Genomic DNA, 16,878 nt, shown 5'->3' with positions numbered 1-16,878 from the left:
AGCAGATCCCAGGCCTGCCACCCCTCGATGGTCAGAGGAGCGTGTTCGACGGTGGGGCAGCGTTTGCCTTCGGCGTTTTTGCGGCCACGGGCGCAAGGGGAACCGTCGTCGCGGCACCGTCGGCAATACTCCTTCCCGCCGCCCCAGAGCCACCGAGCGCGGGAGTGGAGGCGTTTTTTTCCACGTCCAACATGGTCAGGGGTTCGAGATAGGCATGGTGGAACACCTGGGCCAGAATCGGCTGGCCATCGATGAGGGCTTCGATGGAGGCAGGCGTTACCGGCACCGAGCCATCGGCATCACCGATGCCCTCCCAGGCCAGGATCGCGTAAAGCGCCAGGCCCTTGGTGATCAGCGCCCGGTAAAGCGCCTCCCGGATGGTTTGATTGGCGCCATCCAGCGGTAGTTCGCCGTCGTCCTCCAACTGCCCCATCAGTTCCAAGGCCCGGGCCTGGATCAGGTTGTAGACCGGTGTGGTGAGGGGCCGGACCTGTACACGGACATCGCGTCCGAGGTCGAACCAGCGGGGTTCATCGGACAGATCGAGACGGATCATGGTGGCCCTCAATAGCTGGCGATGTCGTTGGTCAGTTTGACCTGAAGCAGATAGCCTGCTGTCGGATCGTGGGCGGCGCGCCAGTCATAGGTGGCCTGGATGCCGCCTGGGCCTTTGACCTCCTGCTTCTTGCGCGGCAGAAACACCCGCGGAAGATGGAAGGTCAGGGCATAGCCTTCGGCCCCCGGAATGGTGAAGCCGTATTCCAGCTCCACCGGGCTCTCTGCGGCAATGGCTGCCGTCAAGGTGGTGTCGGTGGAGAAGCGCACATCGATGGAGCCTTCGGCGGTGGCCTCGGTTTCATCGACACCGTCGATCATGCCGTCGGAGCGGATGGTTTCGACCCGCTCGAGGTTGTTGGCATAGGTCAGCTTGCCGCCCACCACATTGGCGAGTTGGGTGCCGCCCACTTTGATGGTGCCGCTACCCTGGCTGAACCGCTTGAGCGCCAAGGTAGCCGGCGCTGCGTCAATGGTCTGGCTCGCCTGGGTTTCGCCCTGGGCGACCAGGGATACGGTGGCATTGGCCGCTCCCGACCGGGCCATGGTGAAGGACAGCTTGTCCAGTTTGGCGCCGCTATGGCGGAAGAACTTTGCCGTCGCCAATCGGGCATGGCCGATTTCCAGGCCCAAGCTGGGCAGGTCGCCGCCCGAGGTGAAGCAATGGCTGAAACTGCCATCATGGTGATCGGTGGTGACGGGAGCTCCGAACAGACCCTTCAGCCAGAAGCCCAACCCGCGCAGATCGAGAGGCACACCAATGTCACCCTCATCCTTGACCGCCTCGTAGAACGGATCCTGGGCATCACGCCCCTGGCCCAGCAGCGGGTCGTAGCCCAACGGGCGCTCGGCTCCCAACGCGGAATCCTTGAAGCTGAGCCTGGTGTAGCCGTTGGCCGGCAGGGTGCCGTAAGCCGCCTCAAACGCAGCCAGCAGGATGCAATCGGAGCCATAGGCCCGCGTCTTTGCCATGATGAATTCCTTGGTCGGAGATTGATCAGCCCAGCGGATTGGTGCTGGCGTAATGGATGGTGACCGGGACCACGGCCCCTTTCAGCCCGGCGGCCCCATCGATGGCGAGGTCATGGGTCTTGGGCGCCCCCCAATCCAGCCAATCGGCGAGGCCGCCCAAGGATCGGTCGGCCTCCAGGGCTTGGCCCACGGCCATGAGCAGGCCGTCGAGGGCGGTGTTGGCATCGCCAGCCCCGCGGCTGACAATTACCTCGATTTCCGCTTTGTGCTGCCAGAGATAGGTCGGAGGCGACACCAGCATCTCAGGCTCGCCGGGATCGCCGTCACGCAGGACAATCAGGCCGCCCACTGGGACCGTTTCCGGCAGCGGGGCTTCCCGCTTCGCCGTGGCGCCGGGGATCGTTTCCAGGCGGGCCAGGAGAGCCTGGAGGATCTGCTCTCGCGTGGTGGGCATTCGGTATTCCTGCGGGCATTGTCCATTTGGAAGCCTTGAAGCCTCCGCAGACCGCCGTTATGTGTTGCCGAATATCGCACGAGTGCGATATTGTCGCGGTATGGAATGGCGGATCGAAATTCTGAACGAGACGGTAAAAGCGGAAATCACCGCCCTGCCGATGGATATCCGGGTCAAACTGACCCACATCCTCGACATGATGGTGTCGCTCGGACCGCAAAGGATGCGCGAGCCCCATGTCAAGCCGCTACGCGACAAGCTGTGGGAAATGCGGATGAAGGGTAAGGACGGAATCGCACGCGCGATTTACGTTCTCGCCCATGAACGACGGATCGTCATCGTCCATGCTTTCGTGAAAAAGACGCAGAAGACCCCGCCGTACGCTATCGATCTGGCCCTCCAACGGGCCAAGGAGTTGGAACCATGACCCTGCCGTTTAATGCTCTCAAGGACGAGTGGATGAAGGATCCGGCCTTCCGGGCAGAATACGACGCTCTGGCGCCGGAATTCGCCCTGGCGCGGGCGCTGATCGAGGCGCGTTCCAACGCAGGGCTCACCCAGGCTGAAGTTGCGGAACGGATGGGAACCACGCAGTCGGTGGTGGCGCGCATCGAGAGTGGCCGCAATCCGCCGAACCTCCGCACCCTTGAAAAGTATGCTCATGCCGTTGGAACGAGGATCGCGGTCACGCTGGTCCCCACGGTATTGTCGGCTACGACGCCCCACCATCCCGCCAGTTCCTGATCACGAGATCAGGCACGGCATCGATCCATTTCTGCGCGGCTGCCGCCACGTCCAGGCGTTTGCGCAAACTCACCTGGGGCACCAGGATGAACATCACCACCGAGGCCAGCCCGTTGCCGCTTCTCAGGGCGCTGTCGCTGCCCTTGGCAAAGCCGCCCCGTTTGCCGTTGCGGGCCCGCATGTTGTCGGCCACCAGCAGGGACACGCCCGAACTTCGATAGATGAAGCGAAGCCTCTGGCCCCGCATCCGCTCCCACATGCCCGGATCCATACGTTTGCCGCCGACGCCTTTGCCGGCGGCGGGGGTTGGAATGGCCAGCCAGAACCCTTTCTGTGAGCGGATGACGGTTCCATCCTCGAAAGCCGAGACGATGTCCGGGGCCTTGCTGAAGACGTAGCCGGCTGCTCGCAGGCTGGTCCCATTCTTGGGGTAGACTTCCGAGCGCCAGGTATTGGCTAGTTTGGGGCCAAGCCCGGCACCGACGATCTGCTGGCGCAGTTCCACCTTGAGCCCCTCGGAGGCATCCCGCATGCCATCAGTGACGGCAGTTTCAGCCTGGGTCAGTTCGTCGGCGAGGATGCGACGCAGATCGCCGTCTATCCTGCAGGTAAATCCCATCGACAGACCTCTGTGACCAAAATAGGCACACACTTATAGCAAGCATGAAATCCAAGCCTGGGCTTTGATACCTTTTGGCGACGACAGTAAGAACACGACCACGGTGGACGGAACGCCTGAGCAATAGCAGGTCGGTGGTTAATGAGCCCGCTACTGTCGTCACCTATGGGCATCCATGCTTAGCCCGGCCGGGTATCGATCCGCCAGATCAACTGCTCGGCATCGCGGGACGGCTCGCCTTGGACGATGAAGACCTCATTGCCCAAGGTGATGGTATCTCCGGCCTGAGGATTGGAGATCTTGCCGACCCGGATTTCAAACAAGGCCGTCGAGGCATGAACCGCAATGTCACCGAACTGGACATCCTGGTCCGGCCGACGCATCAGTGCCCTGACCGACCGGGCCTCGCCGACCACCGGCTGGTAGAGCACGGTGACGGCGAGATTGGGATCGGCAAACAGGTCGTCGACCGCGTCGGAGAAGGCGCTCACCTCAGTTGCCCGAGAAGATACGGACCGCCAGCCGGGGGCGCTTGTTGACGGGCAGGATCGAGGCCTCGGTCTTGACGTCGATGGCGCTGCCATCCTGACGGGCGAGTTGGCGGGCATACATGGGCAGGCCCATGGTGTTGACCGTCTCGATCAGGTTGGCAGGAGCGCCATAGGTGACGAAGGTGTCGGTGGTGCCGAGGGGGAAGGCAATGCCCTCTCCAGCCGGAACCAGGGTCTCGGTCGAGCCGGTGGCCAGGGTGACGGTGGCGTTGTATTCCTCGAACACCATGCCGGCGAAGGGGAAGCGGCGGCGCACATCCTCCCGGAGCGGCTGGGCGCCGGTGGAGGAGAAGTACTGGTAGGCCGCCTCCACTTTGGGATGGCTGATCAACTTGTCGAAGAAGGTGGGGCTGACCAGGGCGGTGACCGAGGTCATGGTCTCGCCCTTGAGTTCCACCTCCACCAGACGCAGCACTTCGCGGATCTTGGCCTGCACATTGGTGGCCGCCGTGCCGAGCGCGAAATCCACCTGCTGACGGACCAGGCCGAACTCGGCGAAGTAGTCGTAGAGGGTGGAACCCGAGCCATCGCGGACGATGCCGCGGAGCGCGTTGATCTCCATAAACTCGCGGGTCTGGGCATGCTTGGTGCGCATGCGGGTCAGCTTGCGTTCCATGACGGTGGCCAGGGGATCGGCGGCATCGGCGACACCGAAACCACGCACCCCCTGGACATCCTGAGGCGTGATGGAATCGTCGTGCGGGATCCACGGTACAGTGAACGACCGCATGGAGCGGGCGTCGCGGTTGGCAACGGTGGCCGGACCACCCAGCGGGACGGTGGGCAACAGGTTGAGGACGCCCTCGGCCTGCTCGATGATCACCGAGCGCTGGGTGACGCCCTCGAAGCGGAACAGGCCCATCTGGCCCAACCTGGTGTAGAGGTTGGGCAGGATGTTGATCGCCTGGGTCATCTCGGCCAGCGAATAGCCGCCCCCGTCGAAGGGATTGATAATTTCGACCATGGTATCTCCTGAGGTCAGGCGGTGACGCGGGCGACGAGGCCAGCGGTGGCGAGTTGAGAGAACTTGGCATTGCGCTCAGCCGGCAAATCGACGGAGGCGTCGAACACCAAGGCGGCCTGGGACAGGATCACCGGTCCGCGGACGGCGACCACGGCCAGGGTGTCGCCACCGGATGCGTCGATCGCTTCCAGCAGCACAGCACTGGCAATCTCCGCCCCTTCGTCACCGACCACCTGGGCGGCCGGCGACAGGCAGTAGTGCCCGTTGACGGTGATGCGTCCCAGGACGGAACCGAGGGCGTAATGGCTGCCGCCCTTCAAGGTGACGACCTCACGGCAATAGCTGGCATCGAACTCCAGCTTGAGCAGGTCGCCCAAGGTGGGCTGCATGGTCAGGACAGGCATGGTCATTCTCCGTGACGGGAGGCGGCTTCACGGGCGCGCCGGACGATGGGGCTTTCGGTGCTGGGCTTGGCCGCGGGGATGGGAGCGGTAGCCAACACATCGGCGGCATCGGATCGCGCCACCAACTGCTCCAGAACCGAGCGGCGCAACGCCTCCGGCTTGATGCCTTTGGTCAGAGCGTCAGCTGCGTCGATGCTCACACCCAGGCGAGCTGCCTGAGCCGCAATGGCGCTGATCTCGGAATACTCGGCTCGCAGGCGCTGCTCGATTTCTGCGCTGGGCTCGACGACGGGCTGCTGAACCGCAGCCATGACGGGGATGTCCCCCGTTTGCTCGGACATGATGAACTCCTTGGACTTGGACAAGACGGGGGAACGAGGGGAGGGGCGGGCCAGAGTGGCTCCGAGATCGGCCAATGCGACGCGGAGCGTGCCTACCTTGTCGGCTAAGCCCATGGCGACGGCCTGATCGCCACGATAGATGCCGGCCTCGGTAGCGCGGATGGCGTCAGGCGTCGTCTTGCGGCACTTGGCCACCAGATCGATGAAGCGACCGTAGAGGGCATCGACATCGGCCTGCAGGGTGGCGCGAGCCGTGTCCGACAGGGGCTGATGGGAATTGCCATCAATTTTGGCAGAACCGGCGTGGATGAAACTCCAGGTCAGTCCGGCCTGGGTATCGGCGCCGGATTCGTCGAGATGGACCGCGACCACGCCTACGGAGCCAACCTCGCCGGTCTGGGTGACGTAGAATCGATCCGCAACACATCCGATGGCATAGGCCGCCGATAGAGCAGCCTCATCGGCCACGGCCCAAATGGGCTTGCCGCACTGGCTACGGATCGCCTGGATCTGGTCGACCAAGTCGAACAGGCCACCGACCTCGCCACCGGGAGAATCGATGTCCAGCAGGATGGCCCGCACATTGGGGTCGGTGGCTGCGGCCTCGATGTCTTCGCCGATGTCGGAATACGAGCTGAGGCCACTGGCCGCGCCCAGATAGCTGGATCGGTTCACCAAGGAGCCCATCACCGAAATGATGGCGATGCCGTCGGGGGTCACCTGGGTGTCGGGGGCCTCAAACGGATCCTCATCGCCCACCGGAAAGGCCATGCGTCCAGCCAGCCGAGGAGCCATCACGCCCAGGATCACGTCCAATTTGGCGCGGGCAATCATCAGCGGCGCCCCGTAGAGACGGGCCGCCACATGGGGGAGATCAAGCATGGAAAACCTCAGTTGGGGGCTGCCGGATCGGCGGCATTGGGATCGCCGGGCGGCACGGGCGGCGGGCTGCCAAAAACCAAGCCCAGAGACTTCTCGCGGGCCTTGTCGGCCGCGATCTCGGCATCCACCTGCTCGGCATCGAAGCCACGTTCGGCCAACGCTTGGGTCCTGCTCTTGAGACCGGCGTCGATCTGCTCGATCTCGGCCCGGGCGTCCTTCATCGGGTCCACCCAATCCCACTTGGGCGGCAACCAGGAGCACGATTGTGCAAGGGCTCGAGCTTTCTCATAGCCGGGGATGGTCAAGGCGCCAGACATAACCGCCATATCCATCCAACGCTGCCAGACCGGCCGGCAGAGCTGGTGGACCATGACGGCATGCTGCCAAGCCTCGATCCGGCGCCGGAACTCCAGCAACGCGAGACGCGAGTTGGAGTAGTTGGCCTTCAGCATGTCATTGGACAGGTAGGCGTAGGGCACTCCCAGGGCAGCCGAGATCTGCAGCAAGGTCCGATACTGGAAGGCCTCGTAGGAGCCGCCCACATCGGCCGGTGCCGAGGTCTGGATCTGCTCACCCGGTTCCAGCATGACCACCTGGCCGGGCTGGACATCCATCAGACGATCGCCGGAGCCACTGTCCTCGGCAATGTCAAAGGGCTCGCCCGGTGACGGCGTGGTGACGAAGAGCGCGTACATGGCCGCCACCTTCTTACGGTCCAGTTCCGCGTCATCGTACTGATCCAGCAGGAATAGCTTCACGATGGCCGGGGCGAAGCGCGAAACGCCCCGCAACTGGCCGGCATCGACCGGGTCGATCACATGGATGATGTCGTCTGCTGGCACCCGGGTCAGTTCACCAGCCATACCGGGATCAGTCAGATCACCGGGATGGCGGCGCAGGAACCAGTAGGCCACCCGCCGACCGATGGCGTCGAACTCGATACCCTGGCGGATGACATTGCCGCCGGGCAGATCCTCATTGCGGTTCAGCGGCAGCATCTCGGAGGGCAGCATCTGAAGCTGCAGCGGCACCGCCAACCCATCCTCGGGTCGGCGGGGACGGAAGCGGAAGAACACCTCGCCTGCGATAAACACCTCCCGGGCGGCCCGGCGCTGCTGGCCGTAGAAATCGGTCAGCCCCTCCGCGTCACTGTCATCGGTCCAGGCTAGCCAGAGCTTCTGGACCGCGGCCTTCTGCTTGGAATCGCCAATGAGCGAGGACGGCTTGATGCCCGCGCCCACCACGTTGCCGGCCCAACTCTCAATGGCATTGGCGGCATAGCCGTTGTTGCGGACCAAATAGCGGGCCCGCGCGGTAATGTCCGGACCGGCCGCCGCGATCAGGGTATTGAGATGGGCGCGGGTCGCCTGGAAGCTCTTGAGTCGGCGATTGCCTTGGCCTGCCTCGAACCCACCCCAAAACCACGAGCCGCCGATCCAGGCGCCGAGCCTGCGGCGAACGCTGCCCAGCATGATCACAGCCCCTTGCTGGCGACGGTCAGCACCCGGCGGCGAGGCGCTCGGTTCTCGGCCTGGGCGATGCGGCGATCGAGGTCATTGAGAACCTTGTCGGCCTGGGCCAGGTCATAGTGGACGGTCCGATCGCCGACGGTGACCCGGCTGACCAGCGCATTGCGCCGGGCCAGCACCCGTTCGCGCTCGGCCTTGAGTTCGTCGATGGTCATGGATCATCCCCACGAGCAGCAAGGCTGCGCATGTCAGAGAAAATTTGATGTGTGCGATTGATGCCGGCACGGGTCGCCGGATACCGTATGGCAACGAAAGAATTCAAAGAGGCGGCACATGATCGAACCGATCGCCCGGATCAGGATCGAACTTCAAGACATCGAGCCCAAGATTTGGCGACGGGTGGATGTCCCTTTATCGACCAGCTTGATGGGGCTGCACGACATCATCCAGGTGGCCATGGGCTGGCAAGATGAGCACCTGTTTGATTTCCGGGTCGGGGACAAGATTTACAGCGAGCCCTATCCCGACGATGACATGTACGAGCGCAAGACCTACAACGCCAAAAGCATCCGCCTCAAGACGCTGGTCGAGCGAGGTGTCGGGCAATTCCTCTACACCTACGATTTTGGCGACAACTGGCAGCACGACATCGTCATTGAATCCGTGCGGGACGGTGATGCCGAGGTCGACTACCCCGTGTTCGTCGATGGCGCCAAGCGTTGTCCCCCCGATGATGTCGGAGGGCCTCCCGGCTTCATGGATTTCCTCGAAGCGATGCTCAATCCCACCCACGAGGAACATCGTCGGATGCTCGAATGGTACGGGAAGCCGTTTGATCCCCAGGATATCAACGAAGCCCATGTCCGGCGGGTGCTGTCCTGGTTTGCCGACCGTCGACGCGGCCCATTGGCCAGCCATCGTAATGGTCGCCGTAAGAAGGCGATCAATTAGCCCATGTAGCTGGATTGGAACACCCGCCGCGGGCGGCTATTGGCCCGCCGGATCTGACCGGCTTCCGGTTCATCAGGAGCCATGGCGTCGGGGTTTGCCGCGGCTTCGATCTGGGCCTCCAGATCCAGCCACTTGGAATCCGGCCAACGATCAGCCCCGACGATCCAGGCCGCTGCGCGGGCATAGACCCGACAATCCAGCGCCTCGTTGCGTTCACGCATCTTTTGCCATTCGAGCTTGGTGAAGCCACGGCGGTTCTTCACCGTCACCAGTTGCTCGGCCACGAACTGTTTGCACCACTCCGAATCCGCCCACGATGGCAGATGCACCGTTCCGGCCGGGTAACGGACACCCTCGGCCAGATCCTCATCGGTCGGTCTTTCGAGTCTCAAGAACCGATAGGTCTCGGACTTGAAGGTAGACACCGCCACCGTCCACAGCCTCGCACCGCGGCGGATCTTCTTGCCGCCCTCGGTGGCATCCACGAAGGTCGGCCCCGATACCGGGCTGGAGCGGTTGAAGCCCTCGACGCCCTTGATGGCCGAGACCTGGGTGATGCCGATCTTGCGGCTCCAGGTATAGACCGCCGAGGTCTCATAGCCGGTGTCGATAGCCAGCCGCGCAATGCGCAAGATGGCCCCATTGGCGTGTTTCCAGGTCTTTGCCAGGATGGTTTCCAGGCTTGCCCAGGTCTCCGCCTTCTCCGGGCCGCCATCGATGACGATGTGGTCGACCAGCCAGCTTTCCAGCCCGTGTCCCCAGGCCCAGACATCGATCTCGACGCGGTCCTTCTGGACGTCGGCCCCTGCGGTCAGGAACAGCGCCCCTGCCGGTACGGTGCCGTTGGCCCAGGCTTCCCGGCGATCGTACAGACGCTGCCAGTCGGGGGCTTCACCGGTCTCGACCCAGGTTTCGCCCAGAACGGTGTTGCGAAACACCCGGAGCGCATCATCAGACCCCTGGGCGGCCTCCCACATACGGGCAATGGTTTCCCAAGACTGCCAACCGGGCGGCGAATAGAGCGCCGAGATGTGGAAGCCGACGGTGCCGGGATCGGCTGCCTCGGTGGTGCTGCGCCATTCCCCGGCTGCCAGCATGGTGGCCTTGGCCGGTTCGAAGATCGGCTTTTCGCAGTCCTCACAAAGGTAATGGACGCTGGCCGGTTGGTTCTTCTCCCATTTGAGCCGCTCGAACTTCAGCCACTGCATGGCCTCGCAATGAGGGCATGGCACGAAGAAGCGACGTTGGTCGCTGGCATCAAATTCCCGCTCGATCCGGGACAGGCCGCGGATGGTTGGGGTCGATACCAGGAATGCCTTGGCGCGATGGGCGAAGGTGGCCATGCGGGCGCAGGCCAATGCCACCGGGTCGCCCTCTTCATCGGCGGAAGCCGGATAGGCATCCACCTCATCGAGGAACAGGTAACGGGCCGGCATGGAGCGCAGGCCTACTGCGCTGTTGGCGCCGGTCATCACCAGCACGCCGCCGGGGAAATCCTTGGACAGCATGGTGTTGCCGGCGTCGCGCGACCGGGCCGGCTTGACAAGATTGCGAAGCGCCGGGCTTTCATCGATCAGGGTATCGATGCGCTGGCGTGAGTTGCGCTTGGCCATCTCCACGGTGGGCTGGACCGCCAGGACCGGGCCGGGGGCATGGTGGATGATGAAGCCGAGGAAATTGTTGCCGGCTTCCGTCGCCCCGACCTGGGCGCCCTTCATGAACACCACCCGCCGACAGGGATGCGACGGCGACAGGCAATCCATGATCTCACGCAGGTACGGCGTCCGACTGGTGCGATAGCGGCCAGGCTCGGCCGAAGCCCTGCTGGACAATATCCGGTGTCGATCCGACCATTCCGAAACGGTCATCGCCGGATCGGGCCGCAGGCCATCGCTCCAGGCGCTTAGGAGTTCCTCGGCCCCATCGAAGCTGATCAGATCACCGGAACTCCGGCCGGATGTCGGAAAGTTCGGCGAGATGGGCTCGGACATGGGCTTCCAACAGCGTCTGCATGGTGTGAGGCTCGATGCCAGCCTCCACCGCCATCTGAGCGGCCACCCGCGCCGGCCAGGTCACCCAGGAATCCCGTTCCTGACGGGCCAGCTTGAACACCAGGGCCAGGGCCTTGGAACGGTCGACCACCTCATCTTTGAGTTTGGCCACCTGGATGCGGGCGCGCTGGGCCTTGGCCACCTCGTGCATGGTGCGCGCCTGGGTGAAACTGGCCGCAGGCGGCGTGTCGTTCACCTTGGGCGGTGCCGATGGTTTCGTGGCTGTGGCCGGGGCTGTCGCCTTCGAGGGTGGCGGCGGACGTTTGGCTGGATCGGTTTGAGCGTCCCAGGCGGCATCGGCCTTGATGGGGTCAATGGTGCCGTCGGCTTCTTGTGGGATCCGGCCAGAGCGGGCGGCTTTCATCACCGCTACATGGCTCACGCCGCGATGGCGCGCATAAGCGCGAACCGATAAGCCCATGATCGAAAGTCCGCAAAATTCGCAATGAAATCATCTGGTTATTGAGTTGATGGTGTGGGCGCCGAGAGCGATGGATGGGTCACCAACCAAGGAGATCGCCATGACCCAGCTTTCCGACACCCAAGCCGTTATCCTGTCTACCGCCTGCGCCCGCGAGGGCGGATTGGTTCTGCCTCTCACCACCTCCCTGACCGGCGGGGCGGTCAATGCGGTGCTCGGCAGCCTGATCAAGAAGGGGTTGATCGAGCCCACCGCCGCTGAAGGCGGGGCGCCGATTTGGCAGGAGGGCGATGACGGTACGCCCCTGACCCTTCGAGCCACCCCGGCTGCCTATGCCGCGCTCGGGATCGAAACCGATGTGATCGCGGACGTTCCGCCAGCCACTCCCCGCCGCCGCCGGGACGGCAGCAAGCAGGAGATGCTGATTTCCATGCTGAAGCGGCCCGAGGGCGCCAGCATCGAGGAGATCTGCAGCGGGTTTGATTGGCAGCCCCATACGGTGCGGGGCGCCATCGCCGGGACTTTGAAGATGAAACTCGGTCTCGCAGTGATCAGTGAGAAGGTCGAAGGGAGGGGACGGGTCTATCGGCTCGATGAGCCTGCAGAGTGACGCCGCTCGACTTCGGAAAGGATCATCAAAGCTTGATCGAGGGCCGGCATGTCACCGGCCCTCGACGCGCGTTCCACGTGGTGCCGCGCGATATCTAGCGCGGATGGACCATGGGCATGGATCAGTTCATCGGCCGCGCGAGATACCGCGTGAGGATCGACGGCTATGGGACTTGCCTATTTCTTCAGGGCCGAGGAGGCCTTGAACTTGATGGTCGAGGACGCCTTGATCTCGATGGTCTTGCCGGTCCGGGGATTGCGCCCCTGGCGAGCGGGGCGCTCCGACTTGGAGAAGGTGCCAAAGCCGATCAGGCTGAACCGGCCTTCCGTCTTCACGCCATCCAGAATGGTGGCGATCACGGCATCAAGGGCCTCATCGGCCTGAGCAACAGTGCAGCCGGTGGCGGTGCGGATGGCTTTGGAAATCGCGGCTTTGCTCATACTGTGTTTCCTTCCCGGACAATAATCCCGGAAGAATACTAAGGGCATAAGGCAGACTTGTCACCGGAAGCGTTCAAAGGCCCGCCTCAGTAAGTAGCTCCGGATCAGTGAAACCACCGTGAATACCGCGCCGATGGCGAGGTCATCCGCCAAAGTGACGTGGACGCCGAATAACGGGAAAACCACGCTCTGGGTCGCAACGGCAATGCCATAACCCACGCCGACATTGGCGAAGGATTCGACTAGCGACATGCGACGCGATTGCCTCATGGCTTCCGCTCGGGCGTAAGGTCCTCGAAGCTCCGGCCATCGCCCTCCAGGATGGCCTTCTGGCCGGTCAGTTTCTGCCAGCGCCCGATCACCACATCCACATAGGCCGGGTTCAGTTCAATGGCGACGCAGACCCGGCCAGTGGTTTCGGCGGCAATCACCGTGGTGCCGCTGCCGGCGAAGGGCTCATAGACAGCATCGCCCTCGGCACTGTTGTTAAGGATGGGACGGCGCATGCATTCCACCGGCTTCTGGGTGCCATGGACGGTGGCCTCGTCCTCGTCACCACCCGAACCGATGGCCCATACCGTGGCCTGATCCCGAGCCCCTTGCCAATGGCCGGTGCCGTTCTTGCGGACCGCGTACCAGCAGGGCTCGTGTTGCCAATGATAATCCCCGCGCCCCAGCACGAAGCGGGGCTTCGACCAGATGATCTGGGCCCGCACCTTGAAGTCGTTGGCCTCCAGGCTGTCGGCCACGGTCTTGGCGTAGATGGCTGCATGCCAGACATAGGCGACTTCGCCGGGGAACAGGGCCCAGGCCTCGCTCCAGTCGGCACGATCATCATTGGCGACCTTGCCTGTGCGGGTGGTGGACGACACGCCAGCCTGATTGCGCCAGGACGGATCGTATTCCACGCCATACGGTGGGTCGGTCACCATCAGGTGCGGCTTCGCGTTCGCCAGCAGGCGGTCGACATCGGTGACCACCGTTGAATCGCCGCAGAGCAGTCGATGCTTGCCGAGGCACCACAGATCACCAGGCCGGGATACCGGCTGTTCTGGCGGTTCCGGGACTTCGTCCTCAGCCGCATCATCACCCTGGCCCTCGTCATCGAGGGGAGCCATCAGGTCTTCAAGTTCCTGGTCTGAGAAACCCGTCAGAGCCAGATCAAAGCCCTCCTCATTGAGGGCATGGAGTTCTGCGGCCAGAGTCTCGTCGTCCCAACCGGCATTCAGCGCCAGCTTGTTGTCGGCGATGATGTAGGCGCGGCGCTGGGCTTCAGTCAGATGATCGATCAGCAGGACCGGCACCGTGTCCAGTCCAAGGCTCTTGGCGGCAGCCAGTCGGCCATGGCCCGCGATGATGTTGCCCTGGCTGTCGGCGAGGACCGGATTGGTCCAGCCGAATTCGATGATGCTGGCGGCGATCTGGGCGACCTGGCCGTCCGAGTGGGTCCGCGAATTGCGGCCATAGGGACGCAGGCGATCGAGCGGCCAATGCTCGACGGCTTCGGGCAATTGATGGGGCATTATCGTTTTCCAGCGTTCTGGATACGGCGGCCCAGCCAAGCCATCACTGGGACTGCCATGGAATTTCCCAGTGTCCGATAGCGGGGGCCGTCGGGGCAGTTCTCTGCCGTTTTGTTTCGCCAAGGGATCAGGGTGTAATCGTCTGGGAAGCCCTGGAGCCGTTCGCATTCCCTAGGCGTCAGGCGACGCACCGCCATATCGGCCGAATGGACTGCGAAGGGTGATTTCTCGAAGGCCTGCAGGCAGTCCGTGTGATCCACGGCAATGCCGAGCGATGACTGGGCATTGCCGCTCTTGTGCATATTGAACGCCACGTAGGTCTGCTGTTTGGCGCCCGGCTCGGCCGCAAGAGCACCGGCAACATCAAGGTGCCGGACTTCGTTCCGTTGGTTCTGGGTAAACGCCACGGCGTGCTGCTTGCCCGCCTGCAACGTGAACATTGGATCGCCGTCGCTGCCGATGCCGATACCGGCGCGTGGGTCGGAAGTACTGTTTCCCGTGCGGGCACCGGCCTCCAGAATCGGGATGGCAACTGGCACCAGGGGGGTACCGCGTCCAGTTCCATCTTCAGAGGCGTCGAAGCCCTCACCACGTAGACTATGGGCGACCAGCGTGTCAGTGCAGTCGCTATCCACGCCACGGGACAGGTCGCGTGCCCGCAAGGTAGTAGCGACGAAGGTTTCGGTCTCAAAGTCCATCCGCCCGCTGGCTGAGGCACAGGCGTTGAGCGCTGTAGCGAGGTCAATGGGGCCAGAGGTGTTGTTGCCGCCAAAGGCCTCGGCGATCAGCCCTCCGTCAAGATCGAAGTCGGTCCCGAGCCCGCCACCGCCATGAGTGCGTGCGCTAATCGTGGGGGCAATTTTTTGCCCCGTTTCTCGGCACGGCGGATGATCCCGGCGCACGCCTTCGCGCTCAAAAAGTACCTGGACGGGATTAGCCCTGTCTCCAGCACCTGCGACAACGAACACACGGCGGCGGCGTTGGGCCAAGCCGAAATATTGGGCGTCGAGCACCCGCCACGCGACTGTGCGCGCGGGGCCAACGACAACACCAGAGTCCGACCATTTTCCCCCTGGCGGGAAGACCGGACCATCTTCTCCGGCCAATCCGCCCAGAAGGCACCCGAAGGCGTTGTCGCGGGTGGACAGGACGCCGGGGACGTTTTCCCAAACAATCCAAGCTGGATCGATGGCATCGGCAAGTTCCACAAATTTGAGGGCAAGGTTGCCGCGGGCGTCATCAAGCGACTTACGCAGGCCCGCCACCGAGAACGCCTGACAGGGTGTTCCGCCTACCAGAATGTCGATCTTGCCGCGCCAATCCGCTCCGTCGATGCGGGTCATGTCGCCGAGATTGGGAATGGCTGGATGGCGGTGCGCCAGAACGGCGGAAGGAAATGGCTCGATCTCAGCGAAGAATGCAGCCCGCCAGCCCAACGGCTCCCAGGCCGCCGTCGCAGCTTCGATCCCGCTGCACACCGAACCGTAAACCAGGCTCGGAACGTGCAACATCGGGCCGAGCGCCGGGGAGCATGGCTCAGAGTGAAGCGCATCCATGAAGGCGGTAACCGGCTGGGGCTGGTAACTGGAGGGCGGTTACCGAGGCGGATTGTATGGTCCCGCAAACACGAAAGGCGCGCGGGCCTAGGCCTTGCGCGCCTCAGGTGGGGCTTTCCGGTAACCGGGGTGGTAACTCAGTTTTCGGGGCTGTCGCTAGCGATCTGGAGCGCCTTGCCCGCCCGCATAGGTTGCTAGCCAGGGAGGACCCGCTCGATTTCTTTGGCCGGAGGAAGGGCATCGCCTTCGTTCCCCAGGCTATGGGCTGACCCTACCACTTTTGGCCCGATATGTTGCACCCCATGATGTTGCAACAGTGTTGCACGGACTTCCGCCCCTTTGCGGGGTGTTGAGCCGGGCGGCGATAGTGACCAGGGCATAGGTCCAACGTCGCCAGGCGGTGGTGCGATCACAGCCGAATTCATGGGCGATGGCCTTCCAGGGCCGGCCGCAGGCGCGGTGCCAAACCAATCGGCTCTCTTCGATCTCAAGCCAGCGCAGCCAACCCAGGGTGACGTCCATCTGGTCGATGGCCTTGGCGGAGGGTGGGCCGGGGCGGACCTGGACCTCATCCCGACCAAATGCGTCCCAGTAGTCCCGGACGATCTCCGGCCAAGCGGTGACGTAGCCCTGGACCTTGACCCGAGGCAGACGGCGAAGCGTCTCGGCGGCTTCCTCCAGGTAGACGGCCACCATCTTCGGCGCCCAATGAAGATCATCCATGCGAGTTCTCCTCCGTCGGGCGTCGCCCATAAAGTTTTGCTCCCAGTTGCCGCACCAGTTCCCGCTCGGGCCAGGTGAGGCGATCGTCGTTTTCGGCAATGACCAGGACGCCGCGTTCCTGCCAGCCGTCCCGCTTCACCTGTTCGGGATCTCGGCGGGTGCCGCCATAGCCGGGCGGATGCCACCTCATCGGACACCTCCCTGGGTGTCGATCACCCAGGTCAGGATGGCCAGAGCATCGGCCTCGTTATCGTCCTCGGGGGTGAAGCCCTTGGACCGCATGGCGGCGATTACCGCATCCTTGCCAGCATTGCCCTTGCCGGTGGTGTGACGCTTGATGGTGCCGACCGGCACACCCTGATAGGGGATATGGTTCAGTTCGCACCAGGCCGAGAGATGGGCCAAGAAGCCGCCATAGAGGTGCGCAGCGTCAGTGCCGGCATGGCGACGGACTTCTTCGAAGCAGACTGAGCCAATCTCCTTGGCGCTGCTCAGCAGGTGATCCAGCCAGGAGCGGAAGCGCAGATAACGCATGCCGCCGCCCTCGTAGCGACTGGGCCGGAACTGCATGGTGCCGGAGACGATGGTGCCATCGGCCAGAAGCATGGCCCAGCCGGTGGTGCTGCCCAGGTCGAGCGTCAACACCGC

Annotated in this window: 23 protein-coding genes; 4 read left to right on the top strand and 19 right to left on the bottom strand. The window is 63.5% G+C overall.

Translation table 11 applies throughout. The annotated features are described in order from the left end of the window. Positions 1 to 31: 31 nt before the first annotated feature. The 3 genes from XM1_RS00275 to XM1_RS00265 are packed head-to-tail and all read right to left on the bottom strand — an operon-like array spanning position 32 to position 1,981. A complete protein-coding gene (locus tag XM1_RS00275; RefSeq protein ID WP_068427994.1) occupies positions 32 to 556 on the bottom strand; it encodes a hypothetical protein in 525 nt (174 codons plus the stop codon). A gap of 8 nt (positions 557 to 564) precedes the next feature. Continuing rightward, positions 565 to 1,527: a phage tail tube protein gene (locus tag XM1_RS00270; RefSeq protein WP_068427991.1), complete on the bottom strand. Its 963-nt coding sequence runs from the start codon at positions 1,525 to 1,527 to the stop codon at positions 565 to 567. 25 nt (positions 1,528 to 1,552) lie between these two features. Continuing rightward, on the bottom strand, positions 1,553 to 1,981 hold the full coding sequence (locus XM1_RS00265; protein WP_068427986.1) for an acyl-CoA transferase: 429 nt from the start codon (positions 1,979 to 1,981) through the stop codon (positions 1,553 to 1,555). Between the two features lie 100 nt (positions 1,982 to 2,081). On the opposite strand from XM1_RS00265, the gene XM1_RS00260 reads away from it, so the two are divergent. Together XM1_RS00260 and XM1_RS00255 are read left to right on the top strand one after the other, a co-directional pair. Next, positions 2,082 to 2,408, top strand: a complete 327-nt coding sequence (locus XM1_RS00260) for a type II toxin-antitoxin system RelE/ParE family toxin (RefSeq protein ID WP_068427975.1) — start codon at positions 2,082 to 2,084, stop codon at positions 2,406 to 2,408. Beyond that, positions 2,405 to 2,725: a helix-turn-helix domain-containing protein gene (locus tag XM1_RS00255; protein ID WP_068427972.1), complete on the top strand. Its 321-nt coding sequence runs from the start codon at positions 2,405 to 2,407 to the stop codon at positions 2,723 to 2,725. The genes XM1_RS00260 and XM1_RS00255 overlap by 4 nt, the downstream gene beginning before the upstream one ends. On the opposite strand, the gene XM1_RS00250 is transcribed toward XM1_RS00255, so the two are convergent. The 7 genes from XM1_RS00250 to XM1_RS00220 all read right to left on the bottom strand — a co-directional run bounded on the left by XM1_RS00250 (position 2,694) and on the right by XM1_RS00220 (position 8,170). Then, on the bottom strand, positions 2,694 to 3,344 hold the full coding sequence (locus tag XM1_RS00250; protein WP_068427969.1) for a DUF6441 family protein: 651 nt from the start codon (positions 3,342 to 3,344) through the stop codon (positions 2,694 to 2,696). The genes XM1_RS00255 and XM1_RS00250 overlap by 32 nt on opposite strands. A gap of 179 nt (positions 3,345 to 3,523) precedes the next feature. Next, complete coding sequence (locus tag XM1_RS00245; protein WP_068427968.1) at positions 3,524 to 3,835, bottom strand: hypothetical protein; 312 nt, start codon at positions 3,833 to 3,835, stop codon at positions 3,524 to 3,526. A 1-nt stretch (position 3,836) separates the two neighbouring features. Next, complete coding sequence (locus XM1_RS00240) at positions 3,837 to 4,859, bottom strand: major capsid protein (protein ID WP_068427967.1); 1,023 nt, start codon at positions 4,857 to 4,859, stop codon at positions 3,837 to 3,839. 14 nt (positions 4,860 to 4,873) lie between these two features. Further along, a complete protein-coding gene (locus tag XM1_RS00235) occupies positions 4,874 to 5,263 on the bottom strand; it encodes a head decoration protein (RefSeq protein ID WP_068427966.1) in 390 nt (129 codons plus the stop codon). A 2-nt stretch (positions 5,264 to 5,265) separates the two neighbouring features. After that, the gene (locus XM1_RS00230) at positions 5,266 to 6,486 is read right to left on the bottom strand and encodes a S49 family peptidase (protein WP_068427965.1); all 1,221 of its coding nucleotides are present in this window, start codon (positions 6,484 to 6,486) and stop codon (positions 5,266 to 5,268) included. Between the two features lie 8 nt (positions 6,487 to 6,494). After that, complete coding sequence (locus tag XM1_RS00225) at positions 6,495 to 7,958, bottom strand: phage portal protein (RefSeq protein WP_068427964.1); 1,464 nt, start codon at positions 7,956 to 7,958, stop codon at positions 6,495 to 6,497. A gap of 2 nt (positions 7,959 to 7,960) precedes the next feature. Next, positions 7,961 to 8,170: a hypothetical protein gene (locus tag XM1_RS00220; RefSeq protein WP_068427963.1), complete on the bottom strand. Its 210-nt coding sequence runs from the start codon at positions 8,168 to 8,170 to the stop codon at positions 7,961 to 7,963. 118 nt (positions 8,171 to 8,288) lie between these two features. On the opposite strand from XM1_RS00220, the gene XM1_RS00215 reads away from it, so the two are divergent. Continuing rightward, positions 8,289 to 8,906, top strand: coding sequence for a plasmid pRiA4b ORF-3 family protein (locus XM1_RS00215; RefSeq protein ID WP_068427960.1), 618 nt, complete (start codon positions 8,289 to 8,291; stop codon positions 8,904 to 8,906). On the opposite strand, the gene XM1_RS00210 is transcribed toward XM1_RS00215, so the two are convergent. Further along, complete coding sequence (locus XM1_RS00210; protein ID WP_369816021.1) at positions 8,903 to 10,738, bottom strand: phage terminase large subunit family protein; 1,836 nt, start codon at positions 10,736 to 10,738, stop codon at positions 8,903 to 8,905. The genes XM1_RS00215 and XM1_RS00210 overlap by 4 nt on opposite strands. 106 nt (positions 10,739 to 10,844) lie before the next feature. Then, positions 10,845 to 11,153, bottom strand: a complete 309-nt coding sequence (locus tag XM1_RS24750) for a hypothetical protein (RefSeq protein WP_231920631.1) — start codon at positions 11,151 to 11,153, stop codon at positions 10,845 to 10,847. A gap of 325 nt (positions 11,154 to 11,478) precedes the next feature. Here XM1_RS24750 and XM1_RS00200 point away from each other — a divergent pair, with 325 nt between their 5' ends. Continuing rightward, the gene (locus XM1_RS00200) at positions 11,479 to 11,988 is read left to right on the top strand and encodes a DUF3489 domain-containing protein (RefSeq protein ID WP_068437315.1); all 510 of its coding nucleotides are present in this window, start codon (positions 11,479 to 11,481) and stop codon (positions 11,986 to 11,988) included. Between the two features lie 176 nt (positions 11,989 to 12,164). Here the strand turns inward: XM1_RS00200 and XM1_RS00195 are convergent, their stop codons facing one another. From XM1_RS00195 to XM1_RS00165, 7 genes are all read right to left on the bottom strand, one after another. Next, positions 12,165 to 12,428 carry an HU family DNA-binding protein gene (locus tag XM1_RS00195; protein WP_068427951.1) on the bottom strand — a complete coding sequence of 88 codons (264 nt, stop codon included), beginning with the start codon at positions 12,426 to 12,428 and terminating at the stop codon, positions 12,165 to 12,167. A 60-nt stretch (positions 12,429 to 12,488) separates the two neighbouring features. Further along, the gene (locus XM1_RS00190) at positions 12,489 to 12,680 is read right to left on the bottom strand and encodes a hypothetical protein (protein ID WP_231920630.1); all 192 of its coding nucleotides are present in this window, start codon (positions 12,678 to 12,680) and stop codon (positions 12,489 to 12,491) included. 14 nt (positions 12,681 to 12,694) lie between these two features. Beyond that, positions 12,695 to 13,951, bottom strand: coding sequence for a site-specific DNA-methyltransferase (locus XM1_RS00185; protein WP_068427946.1), 1,257 nt, complete (start codon positions 13,949 to 13,951; stop codon positions 12,695 to 12,697). Then, complete coding sequence (locus XM1_RS00180) at positions 13,951 to 15,462, bottom strand: DNA cytosine methyltransferase (RefSeq protein ID WP_231920629.1); 1,512 nt, start codon at positions 15,460 to 15,462, stop codon at positions 13,951 to 13,953. Before XM1_RS00180 ends, XM1_RS00185 begins: the two co-directional genes overlap by 1 nt. A 303-nt stretch (positions 15,463 to 15,765) precedes the next feature. Then, positions 15,766 to 16,230: a DUF6362 family protein gene (locus tag XM1_RS00175; RefSeq protein WP_068427941.1), complete on the bottom strand. Its 465-nt coding sequence runs from the start codon at positions 16,228 to 16,230 to the stop codon at positions 15,766 to 15,768. Beyond that, entirely contained in the window at positions 16,223 to 16,420 is a 198-nt protein-coding gene (locus tag XM1_RS00170) for a hypothetical protein (protein ID WP_068427937.1), read from the bottom strand. The genes XM1_RS00175 and XM1_RS00170 overlap by 8 nt, the downstream gene beginning before the upstream one ends. After that, entirely contained in the window at positions 16,417 to 16,836 is a 420-nt protein-coding gene (locus tag XM1_RS00165; RefSeq protein WP_068437312.1) for a hypothetical protein, read from the bottom strand. Before XM1_RS00165 ends, XM1_RS00170 begins: the two co-directional genes overlap by 4 nt. Positions 16,837 to 16,878 lie beyond the last annotated feature (42 nt).

The sequence above is a fragment of the Magnetospirillum sp. XM-1 genome (assembly GCF_001511835.1).
GTDB lineage: Bacteria > Pseudomonadota > Alphaproteobacteria > Rhodospirillales > Magnetospirillaceae > Phaeospirillum.
Note: the sequence above shows the minus strand (reverse complement) of the source record. Positions and strands in the feature narration are given on the sequence as shown.